We start from the raw sequence: 19374 nt of genomic DNA, 5'->3' as shown, positions 1-19374 counted from the left end.
ACTTTTTAATTAAGTATTTTGCCGTCTTCTAATTTTACGACGCGATCAGCATAGTCAAATAATCGCTCGTCATGTGTAATCATAATACCTACCATTTGTTCAGATTTTATACGTTCCCTAATCATCTCTACTACTTTCGTAGCACGACTCGCATCTAAGCTTGCTGTTGGTTCATCGGCAAGAATGATTTTAGGATTATTTGTAAAGGCACGCATAATTGCTACACGTTGCTTTTCTCCTCCTGATAACATATGTGGAAATGCATTCAAACGATCTTTGAGACCAATTTCTGTTAATAAATATTTAGCATTTGAAACAGCTTCTTTTTTATTTACTCCCGCTTCCTTAGCAATAACAGTGAGTTGTTCTTCAACAGTTAGATAAGGAACAAGGTGTGACGCTTGAAAAATAAAACCAATATCATTAAGTCTTAATTCTGTACTATTTTTATAATTTGAATATAAGTCATGACCTTCATATAATATCTTACCATCAGTAGGTGTTAACAACCCACCTAATATATTTAATAATGTCGATTTACCTGAACCTGATGCACCATTTAAAATAATAAACTCTCCTGGTTGAACTTCTAAATTAATATCTTTTAATACTTTTGTCTTCGCTGAACCTTCTCCAAATGTTTTACTAATATGTTCGAGTTTTAATGTCATTATTCCATACCTCCAATAGCATCAATTGGATCCACTTTTAATACTTTGATAAATGATAGTAAGGCACCGATAAATCCTACAATAAGAAAAATAACAATCATTAATAAAATTGTACCGTAACTTAAATAAAATGGCATAGTAACTGGCATAATTAAACTTAATATTAAAATAAGTACTGTGGCTAAAATAACACCAACCATGGTAGTTAAAATAATCTCTATAATTAATGAGCTTAATAAATGTCTCGTTTTAATACCTACTGCTTTTAATATACCTATTTGTGGAATTTTTTGAATGGTCATAACATAAAAGAATGCACTTAATACAATTGCTGTAATCACGAACAAACTAATGATCATTAAATTCAATGGCATTTGTTCTGCTTGGTAACTTGCAATGTTATCAGTCAACGTTTTTTCACTAACAGTTGTTACATTAGAAATATCATTAATTCTATTTTTATCTTTTTTACTTAATTCTTTAACTGGATAGAATGTAGAATAATTCTTATTAAGCGCCTTAAAATCTGAATGATTCATCATAACCATTGAACTATGAGAATACATTGTATCTTCAATAATACCACTTACTTTATAAGCTTCTTTATGACCTTTAAACTTAATCGTATCTCCTTTTTTTACATCTTGTCCCGTTAATTTATCGTTTATTGCAACTTCATGTGAATGATTAGGATAGTGACCTTCTTTTAAAGAGGGACGATCTTCTTTAGAAGTAGAGAAAGTAAGAATATCTTGATCTTGTTGTTTTAATTTTAATGTTTGAGGTCCAAGATGTGTTGCTTGTTGATTTATAATATCTTCTATCTTATTTTGTTGATTTGAATCAAGTTGTGATGTTTCAATTTTAGGTTCTTTCATTTTTTCAATAATATATGTTTGTGCATTTTGATTATTTAAAAATGACACATTTTCTCTCGCTAAACCTTGAGCTAAACCATTAATAAATAATACCATACTCCCAAGTAAGAAGATGATCAGCATAATTAATATATATCGAAATTTATAAAATTTTATTTCTTTCCAAGCTAAATTCATTTCTTTTTCCTCCCTATTTATCTTTATTAAACAGTATAGAGAGTAAATATGAACTGAATATGAACAACAAAGAAAATTGTCTTAGATTTTAAAGATTCGTATAATAATTAGAAAAGGAGCGAAAAGTAAATGATAAAATGTTTAATTGTAGATGATGATCCAAAACTCTTACATTACGTTTCTAAACGTTTAGAAGCAGATCATATAAAAACAGTGACACAGTCGAGTGGAGAACAAGCTTTAAAATATCTTAATCATCACCCTGTCGATATCGCAGTTGTAGATATTATGATGACAGGTATGGATGGGTTTGAATTATGTCAATTATTAAAAGATCGTTATCAATTACCAGTTATTATGCTAACAGCACGAGATGCATTAAGTGATAAAGAACGTGCATTTGTCAGTGGCACAGATGACTATGTAACTAAACCTTTTGAAATTAAGGAATTATTATTTAGAATTCGTGCCGTTTTGCGTCGTTATCAAATTAATACGCAAAATAAGATTGAAATAGGAAATGTCATTTTAAATGATGAATTTATGGAGGTGAGTGTAGAATCTAAAAAAATGAATCTTCCTACTAAAGAATTCCAACTCCTATTTTTATTATGCACTCATCCAAGACAAATTTTTACAAGAGAGTCTATTATTGAAAAAATTTGGGGTTTCGATTATGAAGGCGATGAAAGAACGGTAGACGTTCATATTAAGCGTTTAAGAACACGTTTAAAAAAATTAAAAGCAACTATTGAAATTCAAACTGTAAGAGGCCAGGGATACAAGGTGAATAAAGATGTTTAAAACTTTATATAGTCGCATTGCAATTTATACTATTACTGTGATTATTTTTAGTGCATTAGTTAGTTTTTTCATTGCCAATATACATTATCATTTCAATCTCAAAGACAATAATGACACTAAAATTATGCGCACGTTAAAAGAAGCTCGTGCTTATGAACATCAACTTCCTTCAAAATCCGTAAACCTTTATTTTCAACATTTAGGACAAATGAATTATCAAATCGTTACCGTCGATAAACAAGGAAAAAAAAGATTTTATGGTGAACCTTTTAGAAAAGATACATTGTCTTCTTCATCTATTAATCAAGTTATGCGTGGTCATGATTATCACGGTATAAAGAATAAACCTTTTGAATTATTTGTGACAGGTTTCTTTGATAATGAAACAGATAACACTGTGGGTGTAAGATTTCATGAAGATCATGAACCTATAGCAGTATTTATGAGACCAGATATAGGTAAAACCTTCGGCGAGTTTAGAATATTTTTATTTGTATTGCTCATTTTCTTATTACTAATATCTATTTCACTTGTTATTGGTTCAACATACTCAATCATTAAACCTATTAAAAAGTTAAAAATTGCGACAGAACAATTAATGAATGGAAACTTTGAAACACCCATTTCTCGTACACGTCATGATGAAATTGGTACTTTACAGTTTCGCTTTGATACCATGCGCCAGTCATTAAAACAATTAGATGACATGCGTCAACATTTTGTTCAAAATGTTTCACATGAAATTAAAACACCTCTTACACATATTGAAAGACTATTGAATGAATTACAATCTGCGCATTCAGAAGATGAACGTCATAGCTTAATCAATGATATTCATTTAGAAATCACACGTCTTAGTAACTTAATAAAAGAACTACTATTACTATCTGAATTAGATAGTGCGAATCACTTATCTGTTGACGATACGTTAGAATTATCTTCACTCGTTACTGATATCATTCGACACGAACAATACACGATTGATGATAAATCATTGATGTTATTATCTGATATGCATAAAATATATTTCCAAGGAAATCGTCGTCTTTTACATCAAGCATTTTCGAATCTAATTCAAAATGCTATTAAATATTCAGATACAAATGGCATTATCGATATTACTTTGAATCAAGAAAATAATCATATTATGTTTACGGTCACAAATGAAGGACAAACTATTTCTAAACAAGCGATGCCCCATCTATTTGATCGTTTTTATAAACTCAATGCTAGTGATAATAGTAATGGTTTAGGACTAGCAATTACTAAGTCCATCATTGATTTACATCATGGTAAAATATATGTATCTAGTGATTCTGAAAATGGCACGACATTTAAAATTCTATTTCCACATATTCTATTTTAACTTAATCGAAAAAACAGGCAGTGTTAAAAATGACACTACCTGTTTTTTCGATTATTTCACATTTAAATATTTTCTTACTTCTTTATTTACTGCATTATAAACTTCTTCGTGCTCATTAAGTTTAAGTCCGTATGATGGAATCATCTCTTTAATTTTTGGAATCCAAGCATCAAATTCATTTTTGTAACAGCGTTTTAATACATCTAACATGATATCGACAGCTGTTGAAGCTCCTGGAGAAGCACCTAATAATGCTGCAAGTGATCCATCATCAGAAGTAATGACCTCTGTACCAAATTGTAAATTTCCTTTACTATCTTCTGTATCTTTAATCACTTGAACACGTTGTCCAGCAATAACAACTTCCCAATCTTCGTCTCTAGCATTTGGTAAAAAGATTCTTAAATCATTCATTCGATCTTTATGACTAAGCATTAATTGAGAAATTAAATATTTAGTTAAATTGAACTCTTTAACTCCTGCTGTTAACATCGTCATAATATTATTCGGTTTAACAGAGCGAATTAAATCTAAATTGGATCCTGTTTTCAAAAATTTAGGTGAGAAACCTGCAAACGGTCCAAATAATAGAGATCGTTCTCCATTTACAAATCGTGTATCTAGATGTGGTACAGACATTGGCGGTGCTCCAACATCTGCTTTACCATATACTTTTGCATAGTGACGTTCAATAACGTCTTTGTTTTTACAACGTAAGAAAAGACCACTTACCGGGAAACCACCTACATGTTTAGACTGCTTAATTCCAGTTTTTTGTAGAAGTGGAAGACTTGCTCCTCCAGCACCAATGAACACAAACTCAGATTCAAACGTATGAATTGTATTAGACTTCAAATCTTTGACAGTTACTTTCCAGTAACCATTGTTCAATCTTTCAATATTTTGAACTTCTTGATGGTACGTAACCTCTACATTACGTTCTTTTAAATTAGAAATTAATTTTTTAGTGAGTGCTCCAAAGTTTACATCTGTACCAGTTTCATCACGAGATAATGCAATAGGAACGGGTGATGTTCTACCTTCTACCATTAACGGCACCCATTCAACAATTTTATCTCGATCTTCTGTGATTTCCATTTTCTGGAATAAAATATTTTCTTTTAAAGTTTTTACACGTTTTTTCAAAAAGTCTACGTTTAAAATACCTTTAACAAAACTCATATGTGGCACAGATTGAATAAAATTACCTGGATGTTCTAGTTGACCAGTTCTAACTAGATAAGCCCAAAATTGTTTAGATACTTGGAACTGTTCATTAATTTTAATCGCTTTCGTTACATCAATACTGCCATCTTTATTCTCTTTTGTATAATTCAATTCACATAGAGCTGAATGTCCTGTTCCAGCATTATTCCATACATTAGAACTCTCCTCACCTGATTGTTCCAATTTTTCGAAAATTTTAATTTCTTTTTCTGGAGATAAATCTTTTAGTAATGTTCCTAATGTTGCGCTCATTATTCCGCCACCGATTAAGATGACATCTGTTTTGCTATGTTCTATACTCATAACAACCCAGTCCCCCTTTTATAATCACATCTTCAGTCAAAATAAACACGACCATTTTTAATTTAAAACGCTTTCTTTAATTGATGAAAAATAAATATTAATTTGACGTTAAAAGCGTAAATAAAATTTTAATTACTATAGTAATTATATACATAATTTCTCTTTGAAAAAAGTATTTACACGAATTATTACATTATTTCGTTTCTATTTTCAAAAATATTTTAATTTTATTATAAAGCTTACAATATTTATACAGTTGGTTTATTACATGCTATAATTTTTATAATATTATTAATAACGAGGTATAATCATGAAATCATTTACTTTTTTAATGCATAATATATACGCCTTAGGTGGCACAGTTAAAGCAATTACTGAATTAGCAAATACCTTAGCGGACAAAGGTCATAACGTTGAAATTATCTCTGTTTTTAGAGCTAAAGATATGCCTTACTTCAAACTTAATTCTTCTATTAAAATAAAACACTTAGTTGATTATAGACTAAAACCACAAAATGTTATTTCTATCTTCATGAATCGACTTAATAAATACACTCCTTTAATAAAGCCTATCTACCTTTCAAAACATGAGCCTGGTTTAAATCAATTCTCGAAGTATATTGAACATAAACTGATACGTGCAATTAATGATATAGATACCGATGTACTCATTGGTACAAGAGCAAGTTTTAATATATTTATTTCTAAATATTATCATGGACATGCAATAACAATAGGCATGGAACATATGAATTTAAATGCCTATCCCAAAGCGTATCAACAAGAAATATTAGCTGCTTATCAACATCTAGACGCACTAACCACTTTAACTCATACTGATAAAGACCATTATGAATCATTCATTGAAACACCTGTATATGTCGTTCCTAATATTATTCGAACTAAAAAATTAAATTTACCTAAAAAAAATATTATTTTAAGTGCCGGACGTCTAGAATATGAAAAAGGTTATGATATTTTAATCGAAAGTGTCCAACTCATTAAAGATACGCTTAGACAGAAAAACTATAAAATTGAGATTTATGGTGAAGGTCAAGAACATCAAAATTTACAAGAAACTATTAATCATTACCAGCTTAATGACTTAATAACCATACACCCAGCAACTCAACACCTTAATGAAAAATTAGCGCAAAGTCGAATGACTGTCGTTCCTTCACGAAACGAAGGGTTTGGAATGGTCATATTAGAAGCAATGGCTCAAGACAATATTGTTATTAGTTTTCAAGATACGCTTGGACCTTCACAACTGATTCAACATAATAAAAATGGTTATTTAGCAGACTATGCAAATGCACAATCATTAGCAAAATATATTAATCTTGCTATTCAAAAGAGAGAGCATTCAGAAAATATGATTAAATCGAGTCATCGAACTCTTGAACATTATTCTCCAGATAAAATTTACGATTATTTTTACTCTATTTTCAAATAAAAAAGGATTGCAATCGGAATTCTCCGAATTGCAATCCTTTTAATGATATCTACATAAATATAGATAAGATAAATGTCCAAATACAGATAAAGATAAGTAATCCTATACTGTATTTCAGAGTCATTTTAAGTAATTCTGATTCTTTACCCACTTGTTTTACAGCTGCTGTTGCAATCGCAATAGATTGTGGTGAAATCAATTTAGCTGCAACCCCACCAACAGTATTAGCTGCAACAAGTAATGGTGCACTTGTACCAATTTGTTGTGCTACAGAAGCTTGGATTGGTGCAAATAGTGAGTTGTTGTTTACTACTGAACCTGTCATAAACACACCGATCCAACCTAATACTGGAGATAAGATTGGGAAGACGCCACCTGTTTTTGCAATACCTTGACCCATAGCTGCACTTAAACCACCATAAGTTGTGATTTTAGAAATTGCTAAGATGAAGCAAATTGTTAAAATTGGTAACCATAATTCTTTAAATGCTTCGACAAATAAACGACCTGCATCACCAAAGCTAACTTTTTTAGACATTAATACTGTAATAATAATTGTTAGTAAAATGGCAGTACCAGTTTGACCAATAAAGTTAAAAGTTAACATAATTGGTTTGTGTGTAACATCACTGTATGTGCCTGGTAAATTGAAATTAAATACTAATGCTGATAAAGGACCATTTGGTGCAAATAAGTTTTTGAAGAATGTTGCACTCCAAACCATAACAATAATCGTTAAGATAATGAATGGACTCCATGCATATAGAATTTCTTTACCACTATGCGGTTTAACCGCTTCTGGTTTAACATCTTTTTGGATTCTAAAGATATTTTTCGGTTGAACTTTTTTAGAAAATACTGCTAAAACTCCCATTGTTACTAATGGTGGAATAATATCAGCTAATTCTGGTCCAACAAATACTGTAATTAAACCTTGTAATACAGTAAACGTAATTGATGCTACCAAAATTTGAGGTAATGTTTCTTTAATACCTTTAAATCCATCAATAATAAAGATTAATAAGAATGGAATAATAAAGTTAATAATTGCCAAAGTTAAAGTAGATGTTTGAGAAACAGCCATGGCTTGTACGTGACCTGGTAAATGAAGTGTATTCACAATACCTACTGGAATACCAATTGCACCAAATGCACCTGAAGCCGCATTAGCAATTAAACATAACATTGCTGCTTGTAAAGGTTTGAAACCTAATTGAGCAAGTAATAATGCACAGATTGCAATTGGCACACCAAAACCAGCAGCACCTTCTAAGAAACCATTAAACGCAAAACCAATTAATAGTAATTGAATACGTTGGTCTTGAGAGATACTCATGATACTATCTTGAATTGTACTAAATTGACCTGATTCTTGAGTCGTTTTATATAATAAAACGGCCATGATAACAATATAACCAATTGGAATAATACCTTGATAGAATCCCTCGATTACACCGCCTGTCGCAATACCACCTGGCAATTTAAAGAATGGGATAGCGATAAGTAAAGTCACTACTAAAGTAGTAATTGCTGCATAAATACCTTTCATTTTAAACACTGTTAAGCATAACAAGAATAAAATGATTGGAATCGCTGCAATTAAACTAGATAACACTAAGTTACCAAAAGGGTTAAAAGAATGTACTAACATAGTTTAAACGCTTCTTTCCTTAATATTTTATTATATTGATGAATTATCTAGCTAAACAACTAAAAATTCACTTTTCTAATTTTAACAGGTATTCACAAAAATTAACATATTGTAATCAAGTTAAAATTAGAATATTACACTTTTTATTTTTGTGAATATTTTCACAAAAATAATATAACATTTCTTATCACAATTGACAATACTGTAAAAATAATTTATGTCAACAATAGTAGTAAAATCTATTTGAATTTTCATTAGTATATGATTTTATATTATCATTCATGTAAATATGAATTTTTTAAAAGTGCATGGTAAAATAAAAATATGAAATTTAGGAGTTAAAGGATAATGCATAATGATTAAACAAATAAATATATCTAATATGGCACATCTAGATATACAACTTAATAAAGCTAAATCTGCAGGGTATTCACATTTTATCCCCTATTCTAACGAAATAAAAATTAATCAAGACATGCTTAATGCTGTCTCATTAGGTGAACATTCTATTGCGGTTGATTACACAATCCATGGTGTTTATCTTAATGATTGTCGTTATTTTGGGAATGATAAATTAAGTTTTCTCGCTTGGATGAATAATATTAATCATTATCCAAATCTCATTTATAATATTGATACTGCGCTGATTTATCTTTCAAAATATCAAATTCAATCTATTATGGATCTAGCAGTCATCACTATTTTAAAAAATGAGATCGATATAGATGGACATGTGGTGTTTGATTTTATTGAGGAATTACAGACATCTAGTTCATTTTGGAATTCGTTAGATACACGAGAAATTAAAATTGCCAATCACTTTGATTTAAATAAACTAGCTTATATCCACGGCCATTCGATTCCATTTCCTAAATATAAGCATCCACTAACTGACGAAACTCTTCGTTTTGCTGATAGCTGGCTTGTAACAACAAAATTTAAATTGCCTAAATGGATGTACAATAAAATTCACCAACGTGCGATTCAAAATCATAAAAAACTAAGTTATGTCTATACTAAAGATACATCCAAATTGAAAAATCATGTTGTATTTTTAGGATTCGATTATGGCTATAGAGGTAACTCTAAGTACCTTTTTAATTACTTTGTAAAACGAAATCCAACAACAGAAGCTTATTACATTACTGACGATAGACATGGACCTTATTTTCTTCGCATTGATGCAGAACATAATAAAGAACTTATTGAAACCGCAAAAATTGTAGTCATTGAAAGTTATATGCCCGAAGCGTATCAACCTAATGGTACAGTCATTCAATTATGGCATGGTACGCCTATTAAAGAATTATTTTTAGATAGTAAAGAACCCTATCAAAATCAAAATATTTATAATTACAGAGCAAGAAAATATAATAAATGGAAACACCAATCATATGTCTTATTAGATTCAAAAGCTTCAGAAGGTTTATTTGAGACTGCTTTTCCTAATGAAACGGTTCAATTTCTTCCTTTTGGTTATCCACGAGTAAGTTATTTACTAAACTATAAAGATAATCAAAATCAGAAAAGAAAAATACGTGAAAAATTAAAACTCAGTCATACAAAACCTGTTTTATTATATGCGCCAACATGGCATAAAAATACAGAATCATTTACACCTTTAACGATGACACCAGAGTTACTAGAAAAATACTATGTGATATATAGGGGGCATATTGAAGGTGATGATGCTATTCCAGAAGGTGTCATTGAGGCTCCTGCGGATATCGAAACACAAGATTTAATCTTAGTATCAGACATTGTACTTACTGATTATTCTTCTATCATTTTTGATGCCCTGACTATTGATAAAAAAGTTTGTTTATATACTCCTAATCACAAAGAATATAAAGAAGAACGTGGCGTCTATATTGATGTGCTGAATAGTCTAGCAAAAGTTTGGTACACAGACGAAGAAGTGTTACTAAATCATTTAATACATGATACGATTCCTACCATTCATCGACATGCACTTATAAATCGTAATAATCAATCTCTAAAAAAACTAACTCAACTTATGAGAGATATTTTAGATAAATAATAAAGCACTAAGAGGACAGAACTTCTCTATCCTCTTAGTACTTTATTGTGTTATTTTAAATTTCTTTTTCCATAATTAAATCCGTGTCTATTACATTACCATTAATAAAGTCATGGTGTCCTGTAATTTCAAAGCCTTGCTTTTTATAAAAGTCAATGGCAGAAAGATTATTTTCCCAAACACCTAACCATATTTTTGATTTATTATACTCTCTTGCTTTATCAATAGCTAATTGAATAAATTGACTTCCTCTTCCTCCACCTTGGTAATCCTTATCAAAATAAATGCGTTGAATTTCTAAATATTGATCACCTTTTGGTTCAGTTTGTGTTTCATTAATATTTAATTTTAAATAACCAGCAATCTCATCATCAACCTTATAGAAATAGTGAAATGATTGGTGATGTTCGATTTCTGATAATAACTTCGTTTCATTATAGTTTTCTTTTAAAAATTTTTTAAAGTTTTCGTCAGTATAACTACCTTTAAAAGTATCATAAAACGTTTTTTCTGCAATTTTTCTTAACTCACTTACATTATCTTTTTTAATTTCTTCAATGTTTTCTTTCATATTTTCCCTCTTTTTATTGTACTTATTTTTCTCAAAACCAGATAATATCTTATTCCTTATCAAACACATTTCAAACACTATATTAAATTATTTTTTTATAAATTAAAATATGTATTGATAATAATTATCAATAAGTATAAAGTAAAGATAGACTATATTAAAGTGAGGTGTTTAAGATGTTTCATGAGTTATTTATATTAGGCATGGCTGGGCCTACCAGTTTAGTCATTATTAGTATGGTTGCATTAATTATTTTTGGTCCTAAAAAATTACCACAATTTGGTAAAGCAATTGGCAGTACTTTAAGAGAATTTAAGTCTGCAGCTGAACACATTGATTCAGATGAGGTAGAGGAAACACCCAGTAAACATTCTAAACAACAGCGAGACAAATCAAATTAGTTCGACCTTACTCGAACACTTTGAAGAATTAAGACGACGTTTAATTAATATACTTATTTCATTTTTAATTACTTTGCCGTTAGTATACATATCATCTAAATGGTGGATCACAACTTTTGTTTACCATATTAAACGCACTCAGGTTGTTTTACATACTTTTTCATTCACTGAAATGATTCAAATCTATATACTAATCATAAGTTTTGTAACTTTGTGCTTAGTTCTTCCTATTATTTTCTATCAATTATGGGTATTTATATCACCAGGGCTTCATCGACGTGAACGTTTTTTTATTTATAAATATAGTTTATTATGTACTGCGTTATTTATCATTGGTGTTGGTTTCGCCTATACTATCGGATTCCCATTAATTATAAAATTTTCATTAACATTATCGAAAACAATGTATATTCAACCAGTGATTGGTTTTAATGCTTATTTACATGAATTAATAAGGTGGTTATTTATATTTGGTGTCGTCTTTCAATTACCTGTGTTTTGTATGGAACTAGTTAAAATGGATGTAATAGATATTAAACAATTACACCAATATCGCAAATATATTTATTTTACTTGTTTCATTATTGCTAGTATTCTTGCACCACCAGATATCACATTGAATCTATTTTTAACATTACCACTCATTATTTTATTTGAAATAAGCATTCTTTTAACTAAAATAACTACTCGACATTAATGAATTAGAATCAAATGCAAAAGTCTCAAACGAGTGAATTAATCCACTCATTTGAGACTTTATTTTCAACTTAGATATGATGCTTTGTTTTAGTATTTTTTAAAGTGAAATAAGCAATTATAGGTATCAATCGTATAACTGTTTTGAATAACAATGTAAATATGATTAATATAACAATGGCTAGTATAATTCCTATAACAAAATCTAAAGTTTTTATACTTCCCATCATTCCCATATAAAAGATAATGACTTCAACGCCTTCTCTCAAAACGGATATTAATCCAATTGTACCTAATAATGCTAAGTTTCGATTACTTATTGCATGGTGATACATTTGTTGAATCATATCATTCCATCGCTTAGCACTTGAACGTCTATGCATCCATATACCCACAATATACATTAAAACAACTGCTATTATTCCTAGTGCTGCTTCCATACCTTCACGTAATAATCCATTATTTCCTAGTACTTGAATAAAGATAAGTGCTAATGCGAGACTTAAAATCAAACCTAATATAGCGCCACCAATGACACTTGTTGTCCCTTTAGTGTCTCTAACCTTTCTTGTCATAGTTGTTAATGTCAATATGATTAATAATACTTCTAATCCTTCACGTAAAAAGATAATCATTACATCTATGGATGAATACGCTTCTTCACTTACAGTATCTTTGATTTCAGAATTTATTTTTATTAAACTTTCTTTAATACGATCTTTATTACTACTATTTAGAATACTTTGATAATATGGAATTTTATCTTCAATTTTTGTATATAAACTACTGTTTTTAGTTTGAATTTTGCCTTCCACATAAGGCCATATTTGTATAAATTTAGCTAGTGCCTCATCTGATTGTTTTAACTGATGACTCTCGATACCTTTGATTGCTTTCTCTAATTCAATATTAAGTTGGGTAACTTTATATTGATTTTTTTCAGTATTTGATTGCTTTTTATCAACAGTATCAATACTTGTTTTAAATGTCTTCCAAGCATTATCTACTTTTTTTATGTCTAATGGTTCTTTTTGAATAGCTACACGCAACTGCATCAAGTACACTTCTATTTGTCCATATTTATTTTCATCATAATTTCTGATGGCCGTTTCATGGTTTTTCCAAATTTGATTTAACATATTATTAATAGACTGTAATTTTGATCTATCTTTATTTTTTACAGCTTCTTGAATGATATTATCTTTTGCGTTAATTTGTTTTTTTAAATTTCTAATATCTTTATCAATATCATCAGTCGATACAGAACTTTCGTAAATGATGAGAGATTTTGTTAACTCTGATAACGAGTCGATTTGTTTATTTGTAGTCGTTGCTTGATCAATCATGTGAAGTTTCGACTTAACATCTTTTCCTTTTTTATTGTCTTTAATATTTAAAGACATTATTTTATGTTTTACTTCATTCAATACGTTTTGTTTTTCGTTATAATTTAATTGTTTGTGCTCTAATGTCGATTTCGCATCAGAGATAGCTACATACGCATCATTTAATTGACTATCATTTGCAACACTAACTGAAGTCAATGAAAATAAACGTGTAATAATGATTAAGAGAGTCATTATCGATATTTTAACTAAATAGTGTTTCACCGATATAGCCTCCCTTTTGTATCCCTGGTAATACAAGAAATGATGCAGAACCTCGATGTGTGATATATTCATTTAATTTATCGTTGTGTCCTAAATTATTTTGAATATCGATAAACTGTTGAATAGATTTTTGGAAACAAATAAACATGAGTCCAGTATCTAAGTCACCTGTTTTAGCATTTGTACCATCATTATAATTATATGCTCTACGTTTAATAGAAGTTTTTACTTCACGAGCTAAACGCGTATGCGCATTCTCATCGATAACATACTTACCCTTATTATTTTTTGCCTTTAAATCAATATTATCGAATTCTTTCTTACCTGTTAGAGGGGCACCTGTAGAACGTTTACGACCAAATGTTGCTTCTTGCTCTTCTAATGCGGTACGATCCCATGTCTCAATATGAATTTGAATTCGTCTTATAATGCAATACGTCCCATTTTCTGCCCATCCATTATCAATGAATACATATTTTTTCAAGTCGTTATTTTTTCGTGGATTAACTGTACCATCTTTAAATGCCATCAAATTTCTCGGTGTTTCATTTTTTTAGTAGAAATAAAACCATGTTGTGACCACCGAATTTTAATGATGTCTCTAAAAGGTCGTATTAAGTTATGTATGGCATGAAAAATAACTTGAGGATCATTTGAACAAGCTTGAATCATAATATCTCCATCACTATACTCTTCATCTAATTGATCATTAGGGAAATGAGGTATATCTCTAAAATCAAATGGAATTTTAGATGATAATCCTATTTTTTTCAAAAAAGACTTACTCACGCCATATGTTAAAGTGAGTTTGCTAGCATCTAATCCTATTGCTTCACCTGTGTCTACAGGCGGCAATAGTGTATTGTTACTATTCTCCCCGATAATAGCACCGTCAGTCATACTAACAGACATTTGAGTCCATTTTTTAAACATATCTTTAATTAGTGTTTGATCTTTGGACTTTAAATCTAATGCAATGAAATTACAATTTTTTTGAGTTGGTGTAGTAATACCAGCTTGAATATGTCCATAAAATTCATATGAATCGTTTTCTTCACTTTCAGGAGTATCAAACATCGATTTAAACGAAAAGATACTGCCTACACTACTTGCTCCGATAACAGCGCCAGCACTTCCGATCCCTAGTAACTTTAAAAATGAACGTCTAGTCATTTGAGGATGATTTTTATGGTTTATATTACTCATTCTGTAACCACAGCCATTTTACTTAATGGTTCTCCTAGTGAGTTAACTGCATCTGATAAAGCTTTTCTATCTTCTTTAGTTACTGCACTATAATCTTTATAACCATCATTATTTTTATATTTATCAAGTAATTGATTCACTTTATTAAAATTATCCTTAATTGTAGAACTCAATTTTTTGTCTTTCTTTTCTAATTCAGGTTTAAATAATTCATAAATTTTTTGAGCACCTTCGATATTTGCTTTAAAATCATATAAATCGGTGTGAGAGTATATCTCTTCTTCTCCAGTAATTTTTGATGTAGATACTTCATTTAATAAATCCACTGATCCTTGTAGCATTAATTTAGGTGTAATATCTAATGTATCTACTTTAGCATCTAATTCTTTAGCATCTTTTAGTAATTGATCAGCATCCTGCTTAGTCATTTCATCTATTGTATTTTTTTGATAAAGAGATTTTTCAATTTTATGATACCCTGTCCACTTATTTTCTTTTTTCTCTTCTTTCATATCAGCTAGACGGGCATCGATTTTAGGATCTAAATCGCCAAATGCTTCAGCTACGGGTTCAGAACGTTCATAATACATACGTACTTTAGGATACAAAGATTTTGCTTTTTCAATATCATCTGCTTTTATTGCAGATACAAATTCTTCAGTTCCTTTTAAAAACTGGTCTAACTGTTCATTTGTATATTTTCTATATTCATTAGCTGCTTTCTGTAATGCTACTTTATTCTTGTTTGTAGATTCTTTTGAAGTTTTCTCATTAGCATTATCGTGATTATTATGACCACAAGCTGTTAATAGTAGTGATGATGTTAGTAAAATAGTTGGTAATTTCTTCATAATAAATTCACCTCATTAAAATTTAGTGATTATCTTTTGATGTTAAATATTTTAAAATGTATATTCTCTACATCTAAATTTTAAAATTACAGTTTTATATCTCTATCAACATGATTATTATCAAGTGATAATCATTATCAGTAAAATTATATATTTATGCTGTTTTACTGTCAATATAATTATTTTTTTATCAAAATATAGACTATTTTATATTTAATTTATATAAACTTTTTAACTTAATGACTCGTTTAAAATGTGGTATGGTTATTTAGGATATGCAATTAACATCTAATCTTTTATTTTTAAGGAGTATGATTTTATGAGTGTAAATTTCAAAGCGTTTATGGTTGAAAAAGATAATGATGGCACTGTCACAAGTGATTTCAAAGATTTATCAATCAATGATTTACCTGAAGGTGAAGTTTTAATAAAGGTTCAATATTCTGGTATTAATTATAAAGATGCCTTAACCACTGTTAAAGATAGCGGTGTACTTAAATCATATCCAATGGTTCCTGGAATTGATTTAGCGGGTACAGTTGTAGAATCTGATGATCCTACCATCGAAAAAGGTGAAGAAGTTATTATTACTGGCTATGATTTAGGCGTCAATCATTACGGCGGATTTAGTGAGTATGCCCGTGTTAAATCAGAATGGATTGTTAAATGTCCTGAAAATCTAACACTTGAAGAAGCGATGATTTATGGGACTGCTGGTTACACAGCTGGTTTAGCAATAGAAAAATTAGAAAAAGCAAACTTTATGACACTTGAAGGCGATAAAGTACTTGTACGTGGCGCTTCTGGTGGTGTTGGGTCTTTAGCTGTAATGATGTTAAACGAACTTGGTTATAAAGTTGTAGCAAGTACTGGAAATAAAAAAGCTACAAATAAATTAAAAGAATTAGGAGCAAGAGAAGTTATCGATCGTATTTCTGAAGATAATAATAAAATATTAGGAAAAAGAACTTGGCAAGCTGCTATTGATCCTTGCGGTGGTCCTGGAACACCTTATATAGCAAAGCATCTAACAAATGGTGGCGGTGTTGCATTAATTGGTATGACTGGTGGTAACCATTTTGAAACTTCAGTATTTCCATTTATTCTTCGTGGTGTAAGCGTCGTTGGACTTGATTCAGTTATGACACCAATGAAATTACGTCAACGTGTATGGAGAAGACTAGCAACTGATTTAAAATCTGATAAATTACATGAAATTAAAAATACAATTGCTTTTAAAGATTTAAAACATTCTATTGAGACAGTACTTAATCATGAGAATGCTGGAAGAATTATTATAGATTTTGAAGCATAGTTAATATTTATTCAATAAAAAGAGCAAGAAACCCAGTTTATAGTGGTTTCTTGCTCTTTATTTTTAAAGATAATAAGTTATATCTTTTTTATTTTTTATTCTTGTTATTTTTTTGTTTTTTTCTACGATTCGTTAATACTAATCCTAGACCAACTAATAGTGTCATTAATTCAATCTCTAATTGAATAGATGTACCTTCTGAACCAGTATCAGGTAATCTATGTGATTTAGATAAATGACTGTTATTAGATTGAATACCGTCAACATTTGATTGATTTTGATTATTGTCTTTGTTGTTATGACTTAAGATATTTTCAATTTTATCAATATCAAGCATATTCAATTTGTCCATTAATTGTTGGATAATTGAACCGATATCATCAATATGTGATTTATCAATTTCTTTTAACGTATCATGTCTAAGTTTTTCAAGATAATCAATTAATTTAGCTTTTTGTTCATCTGTTAAATCTTTGCGTGCGTTAATTTCTTTAATTTTATTATCTATTAACGCATTAGTAATTTCTTTTGCAACAATTTTCGCTATATTATCTTTGCCCTCTTTAAGTTTATGGTTAATTTCATTGATATCATTTGCGTTATCAATGTTTTCAAGCGCTTTTTGTAAAGCTTTGTCTATTTTAGCTACCGCTTTTTGTTTCTGAGCATCAGTTAAGTTAGAATTATTTAGAATTTCTTGGCGTTTTTTATTAGCAAAATCAATAATTTCTTGTTTAGCCAAAATTTTAGCATCAATTAATGCTTTTAATTTATCGATTTCTTTTTGAGTATTATCTTTAATCTTATTAATGTCTGTTAATGTAGTTGCATTATTAATCTGACTCTTTGCATTTTCAAGAAGACGCTCTAATTTAGATTTAAGTTTTTCTTTATCTTCTTTAGAAAGGTTAGGATTGTTGTCAATTTCATCTTTCAATCGGTTAACTTCATTTTCTAACTCTACTAAAGCTTTTTGTTTAGCTAATTCAACTTGATGTTTTCCATCTAAATCATATTTTGCTTTTTTAATATCTTGAATTAATTTATTAATTTCTTCAAGTGATGCATTTGTACCAATACCTTTATTTATTAAGTCTTCAGCTTTTTTAATAAGTTCATCGTAAGCGGATTTTTTATCTGGTGAAGCTTCTGAATAATTAACAGAATGCTTGATATCTAAATTATCAGCTATGTCATCAATTAAATGTTTCATCGTTTTATCCACTTCTTTAGCTTTATTAATAATTGTATCTAAATTATCACGTGAATTTTCATTATCTATCATATTGTTAAACGCATTTTTTTGTGCATTGTTCAAATGTTCTAAGCTTTCAAGTATGTGTTTAACATTATTTTTAGCATTTTGTAATTTTTCTACACCATTTAAATTATTTTTAGCCTCAATGATCTTATCTTTTAGTTGATTTATTACGCTAGGATCAATTATAGGATTTTTTGCATCATTAATTCGTTTTTCAGCTTCTTTTAAAGCATCATCATAGGCATCTTTTTTATTTTTATCTCCATCAGTATAATTAATACTTGCTTTGACTTTATTTTTTCCAGCAATATTTTCTTTTAATTGTTTCATCGCATCATTTAATAAATCAGTATTATGTTTAATATTTTCTAATTCATCAGAAGTTGTAGAAGCTTTTGTCTTTTCTATTAATTTATCCTTCTGAGCCTCTGTTAAATCAGTTTGTTGTTTAATTTTTTTAATGATAGCATCATAATCTAATATTAAGTCATGTTTAGCTTGTTCAAGTTCATTTTTAGCACGTTTCACATTTTCAATAGTTTTATTAATTTCATCAACGGTTGAAGTTGGATCATCAATCACTTTTTGTGCATTAGCTAATGTATCTTTTGCTTGACTTAATTTATTTCTATAATTTTCAACAGAATCACTGGTCATATTTTTAGTTTCAGGTACCAGATTAATGCTTGTTTCTAAATCGTTTTTAGCATTATTCAATAAAGTTTTGTCTGGAACTAAATCATGTTTAGCTTGTTTTAATGCAACTGTAGCTTCATTTACTTTAGCTATTGCTTGCGCAATTTCCTCAGATGTTGCATCGTCATTTTCAATCACTTTTTGTGCGTCTCTGCTGATTTGTTCTGCTTCTGCTTTTTTCGCTCTATAATTA

Annotated in this window: 15 protein-coding genes and 1 pseudogene; 7 read left to right on the top strand and 9 right to left on the bottom strand. The window is 29.4% G+C overall.

Annotated features, from left to right (window positions below; genetic code table 11):
* Positions 1–5: 5 nt before the first annotated feature.
* Entirely contained in the window at positions 6–671 is a 666-nt protein-coding gene (locus HMPREF3046_RS03130) for an ABC transporter ATP-binding protein (protein WP_064206689.1), read from the bottom strand.
* Positions 671–1726, bottom strand: a complete 1056-nt coding sequence (locus HMPREF3046_RS03125; RefSeq protein WP_070716382.1) for an ABC transporter permease — start codon at positions 1724–1726, stop codon at positions 671–673. Before HMPREF3046_RS03125 ends, HMPREF3046_RS03130 begins: the two co-directional genes overlap by 1 nt.
* A gap of 129 nt (positions 1727–1855) precedes the next feature.
* On the opposite strand from HMPREF3046_RS03125, the gene HMPREF3046_RS03120 reads away from it, so the two are divergent.
* Together HMPREF3046_RS03120 and HMPREF3046_RS03115 are read left to right on the top strand one after the other, a co-directional pair.
* Positions 1856–2530, top strand: a complete 675-nt coding sequence (locus HMPREF3046_RS03120; protein ID WP_070716380.1) for a response regulator transcription factor — start codon at positions 1856–1858, stop codon at positions 2528–2530.
* Positions 2523–3896, top strand: a complete 1374-nt coding sequence (locus tag HMPREF3046_RS03115; protein ID WP_070716377.1) for a HAMP domain-containing sensor histidine kinase — start codon at positions 2523–2525, stop codon at positions 3894–3896. Before HMPREF3046_RS03120 ends, HMPREF3046_RS03115 begins: the two co-directional genes overlap by 8 nt.
* Before the next feature lie 51 nt (positions 3897–3947).
* Here the strand turns inward: HMPREF3046_RS03115 and mqo are convergent, their stop codons facing one another.
* Entirely contained in the window at positions 3948–5426 is a 1479-nt protein-coding gene (gene mqo / locus HMPREF3046_RS03110) for a malate dehydrogenase (quinone) (protein ID WP_070716375.1), read from the bottom strand.
* A gap of 310 nt (positions 5427–5736) precedes the next feature.
* Here mqo and HMPREF3046_RS03105 point away from each other — a divergent pair, with 310 nt between their 5' ends.
* Positions 5737–6882: a glycosyltransferase family 4 protein gene (locus HMPREF3046_RS03105; RefSeq protein WP_070716373.1), complete on the top strand. Its 1146-nt coding sequence runs from the start codon at positions 5737–5739 to the stop codon at positions 6880–6882.
* 49 nt (positions 6883–6931) lie between these two features.
* Here the strand turns inward: HMPREF3046_RS03105 and HMPREF3046_RS03100 are convergent, their stop codons facing one another.
* On the bottom strand, positions 6932–8533 hold the full coding sequence (locus HMPREF3046_RS03100) for an L-lactate permease (protein WP_070716372.1): 1602 nt from the start codon (positions 8531–8533) through the stop codon (positions 6932–6934).
* 355 nt (positions 8534–8888) lie between these two features.
* Between HMPREF3046_RS03100 and HMPREF3046_RS03095 the strand changes: the two genes are divergently transcribed.
* Positions 8889–10574, top strand: coding sequence for a CDP-glycerol glycerophosphotransferase family protein (locus tag HMPREF3046_RS03095; protein ID WP_070716370.1), 1686 nt, complete (start codon positions 8889–8891; stop codon positions 10572–10574).
* Between the two features lie 55 nt (positions 10575–10629).
* Here the strand turns inward: HMPREF3046_RS03095 and HMPREF3046_RS03090 are convergent, their stop codons facing one another.
* Positions 10630–11145: a GNAT family N-acetyltransferase gene (locus HMPREF3046_RS03090; protein WP_070716368.1), complete on the bottom strand. Its 516-nt coding sequence runs from the start codon at positions 11143–11145 to the stop codon at positions 10630–10632.
* 176 nt (positions 11146–11321) lie between these two features.
* Here HMPREF3046_RS03090 and HMPREF3046_RS03085 point away from each other — a divergent pair, with 176 nt between their 5' ends.
* Both HMPREF3046_RS03085 and tatC read left to right on the top strand, forming a co-directional pair.
* A complete protein-coding gene (locus tag HMPREF3046_RS03085) occupies positions 11322–11546 on the top strand; it encodes a twin-arginine translocase TatA/TatE family subunit (protein WP_070716366.1) in 225 nt (74 codons plus the stop codon).
* A complete protein-coding gene (gene tatC / locus HMPREF3046_RS03080) occupies positions 11542–12243 on the top strand; it encodes a twin-arginine translocase subunit TatC (RefSeq protein ID WP_083316362.1) in 702 nt (233 codons plus the stop codon). Before HMPREF3046_RS03085 ends, tatC begins: the two co-directional genes overlap by 5 nt.
* A gap of 70 nt (positions 12244–12313) precedes the next feature.
* Here the strand turns inward: tatC and HMPREF3046_RS03075 are convergent, their stop codons facing one another.
* The 3 genes and pseudogenes from HMPREF3046_RS03075 to efeO form a co-directional block, all read right to left on the bottom strand.
* Entirely contained in the window at positions 12314–13852 is a 1539-nt protein-coding gene (locus tag HMPREF3046_RS03075) for an FTR1 family protein (RefSeq protein WP_083316361.1), read from the bottom strand.
* Positions 13833–15058: pseudogene (gene efeB / locus HMPREF3046_RS03070) on the bottom strand (iron uptake transporter deferrochelatase/peroxidase subunit). The gene HMPREF3046_RS03075 and the pseudogene efeB overlap by 20 nt, the downstream one beginning before the upstream one ends.
* Positions 15055–15909, bottom strand: a complete 855-nt coding sequence (efeO, locus tag HMPREF3046_RS03065) for an iron uptake system protein EfeO (RefSeq protein ID WP_070716361.1) — start codon at positions 15907–15909, stop codon at positions 15055–15057. Before efeO ends, efeB begins: the two are co-directional and overlap by 4 nt.
* A 319-nt stretch (positions 15910–16228) precedes the next feature.
* Between efeO and HMPREF3046_RS03060 the strand changes: the two genes are divergently transcribed.
* Positions 16229–17224 carry an acrylyl-CoA reductase family protein gene (locus HMPREF3046_RS03060; RefSeq protein ID WP_070716358.1) on the top strand — a complete coding sequence of 332 codons (996 nt, stop codon included), beginning with the start codon at positions 16229–16231 and terminating at the stop codon, positions 17222–17224.
* Between the two features lie 88 nt (positions 17225–17312).
* Here the strand turns inward: HMPREF3046_RS03060 and HMPREF3046_RS03055 are convergent.
* Positions 17313–19374: DUF1542 domain-containing protein (locus tag HMPREF3046_RS03055; RefSeq protein ID WP_070716357.1), on the bottom strand; the 2062-nt coding region annotated here is incomplete at its 5' end.

The organism is Staphylococcus sp. HMSC070D05 (assembly GCF_001815595.1).
Classification (GTDB): Bacteria; Bacillota; Bacilli; order Staphylococcales; family Staphylococcaceae; genus Staphylococcus; species Staphylococcus hominis.
The sequence above is the reverse complement of the archived record's forward strand: the minus strand, read 5'-3'. Positions and strand labels throughout refer to the sequence as shown.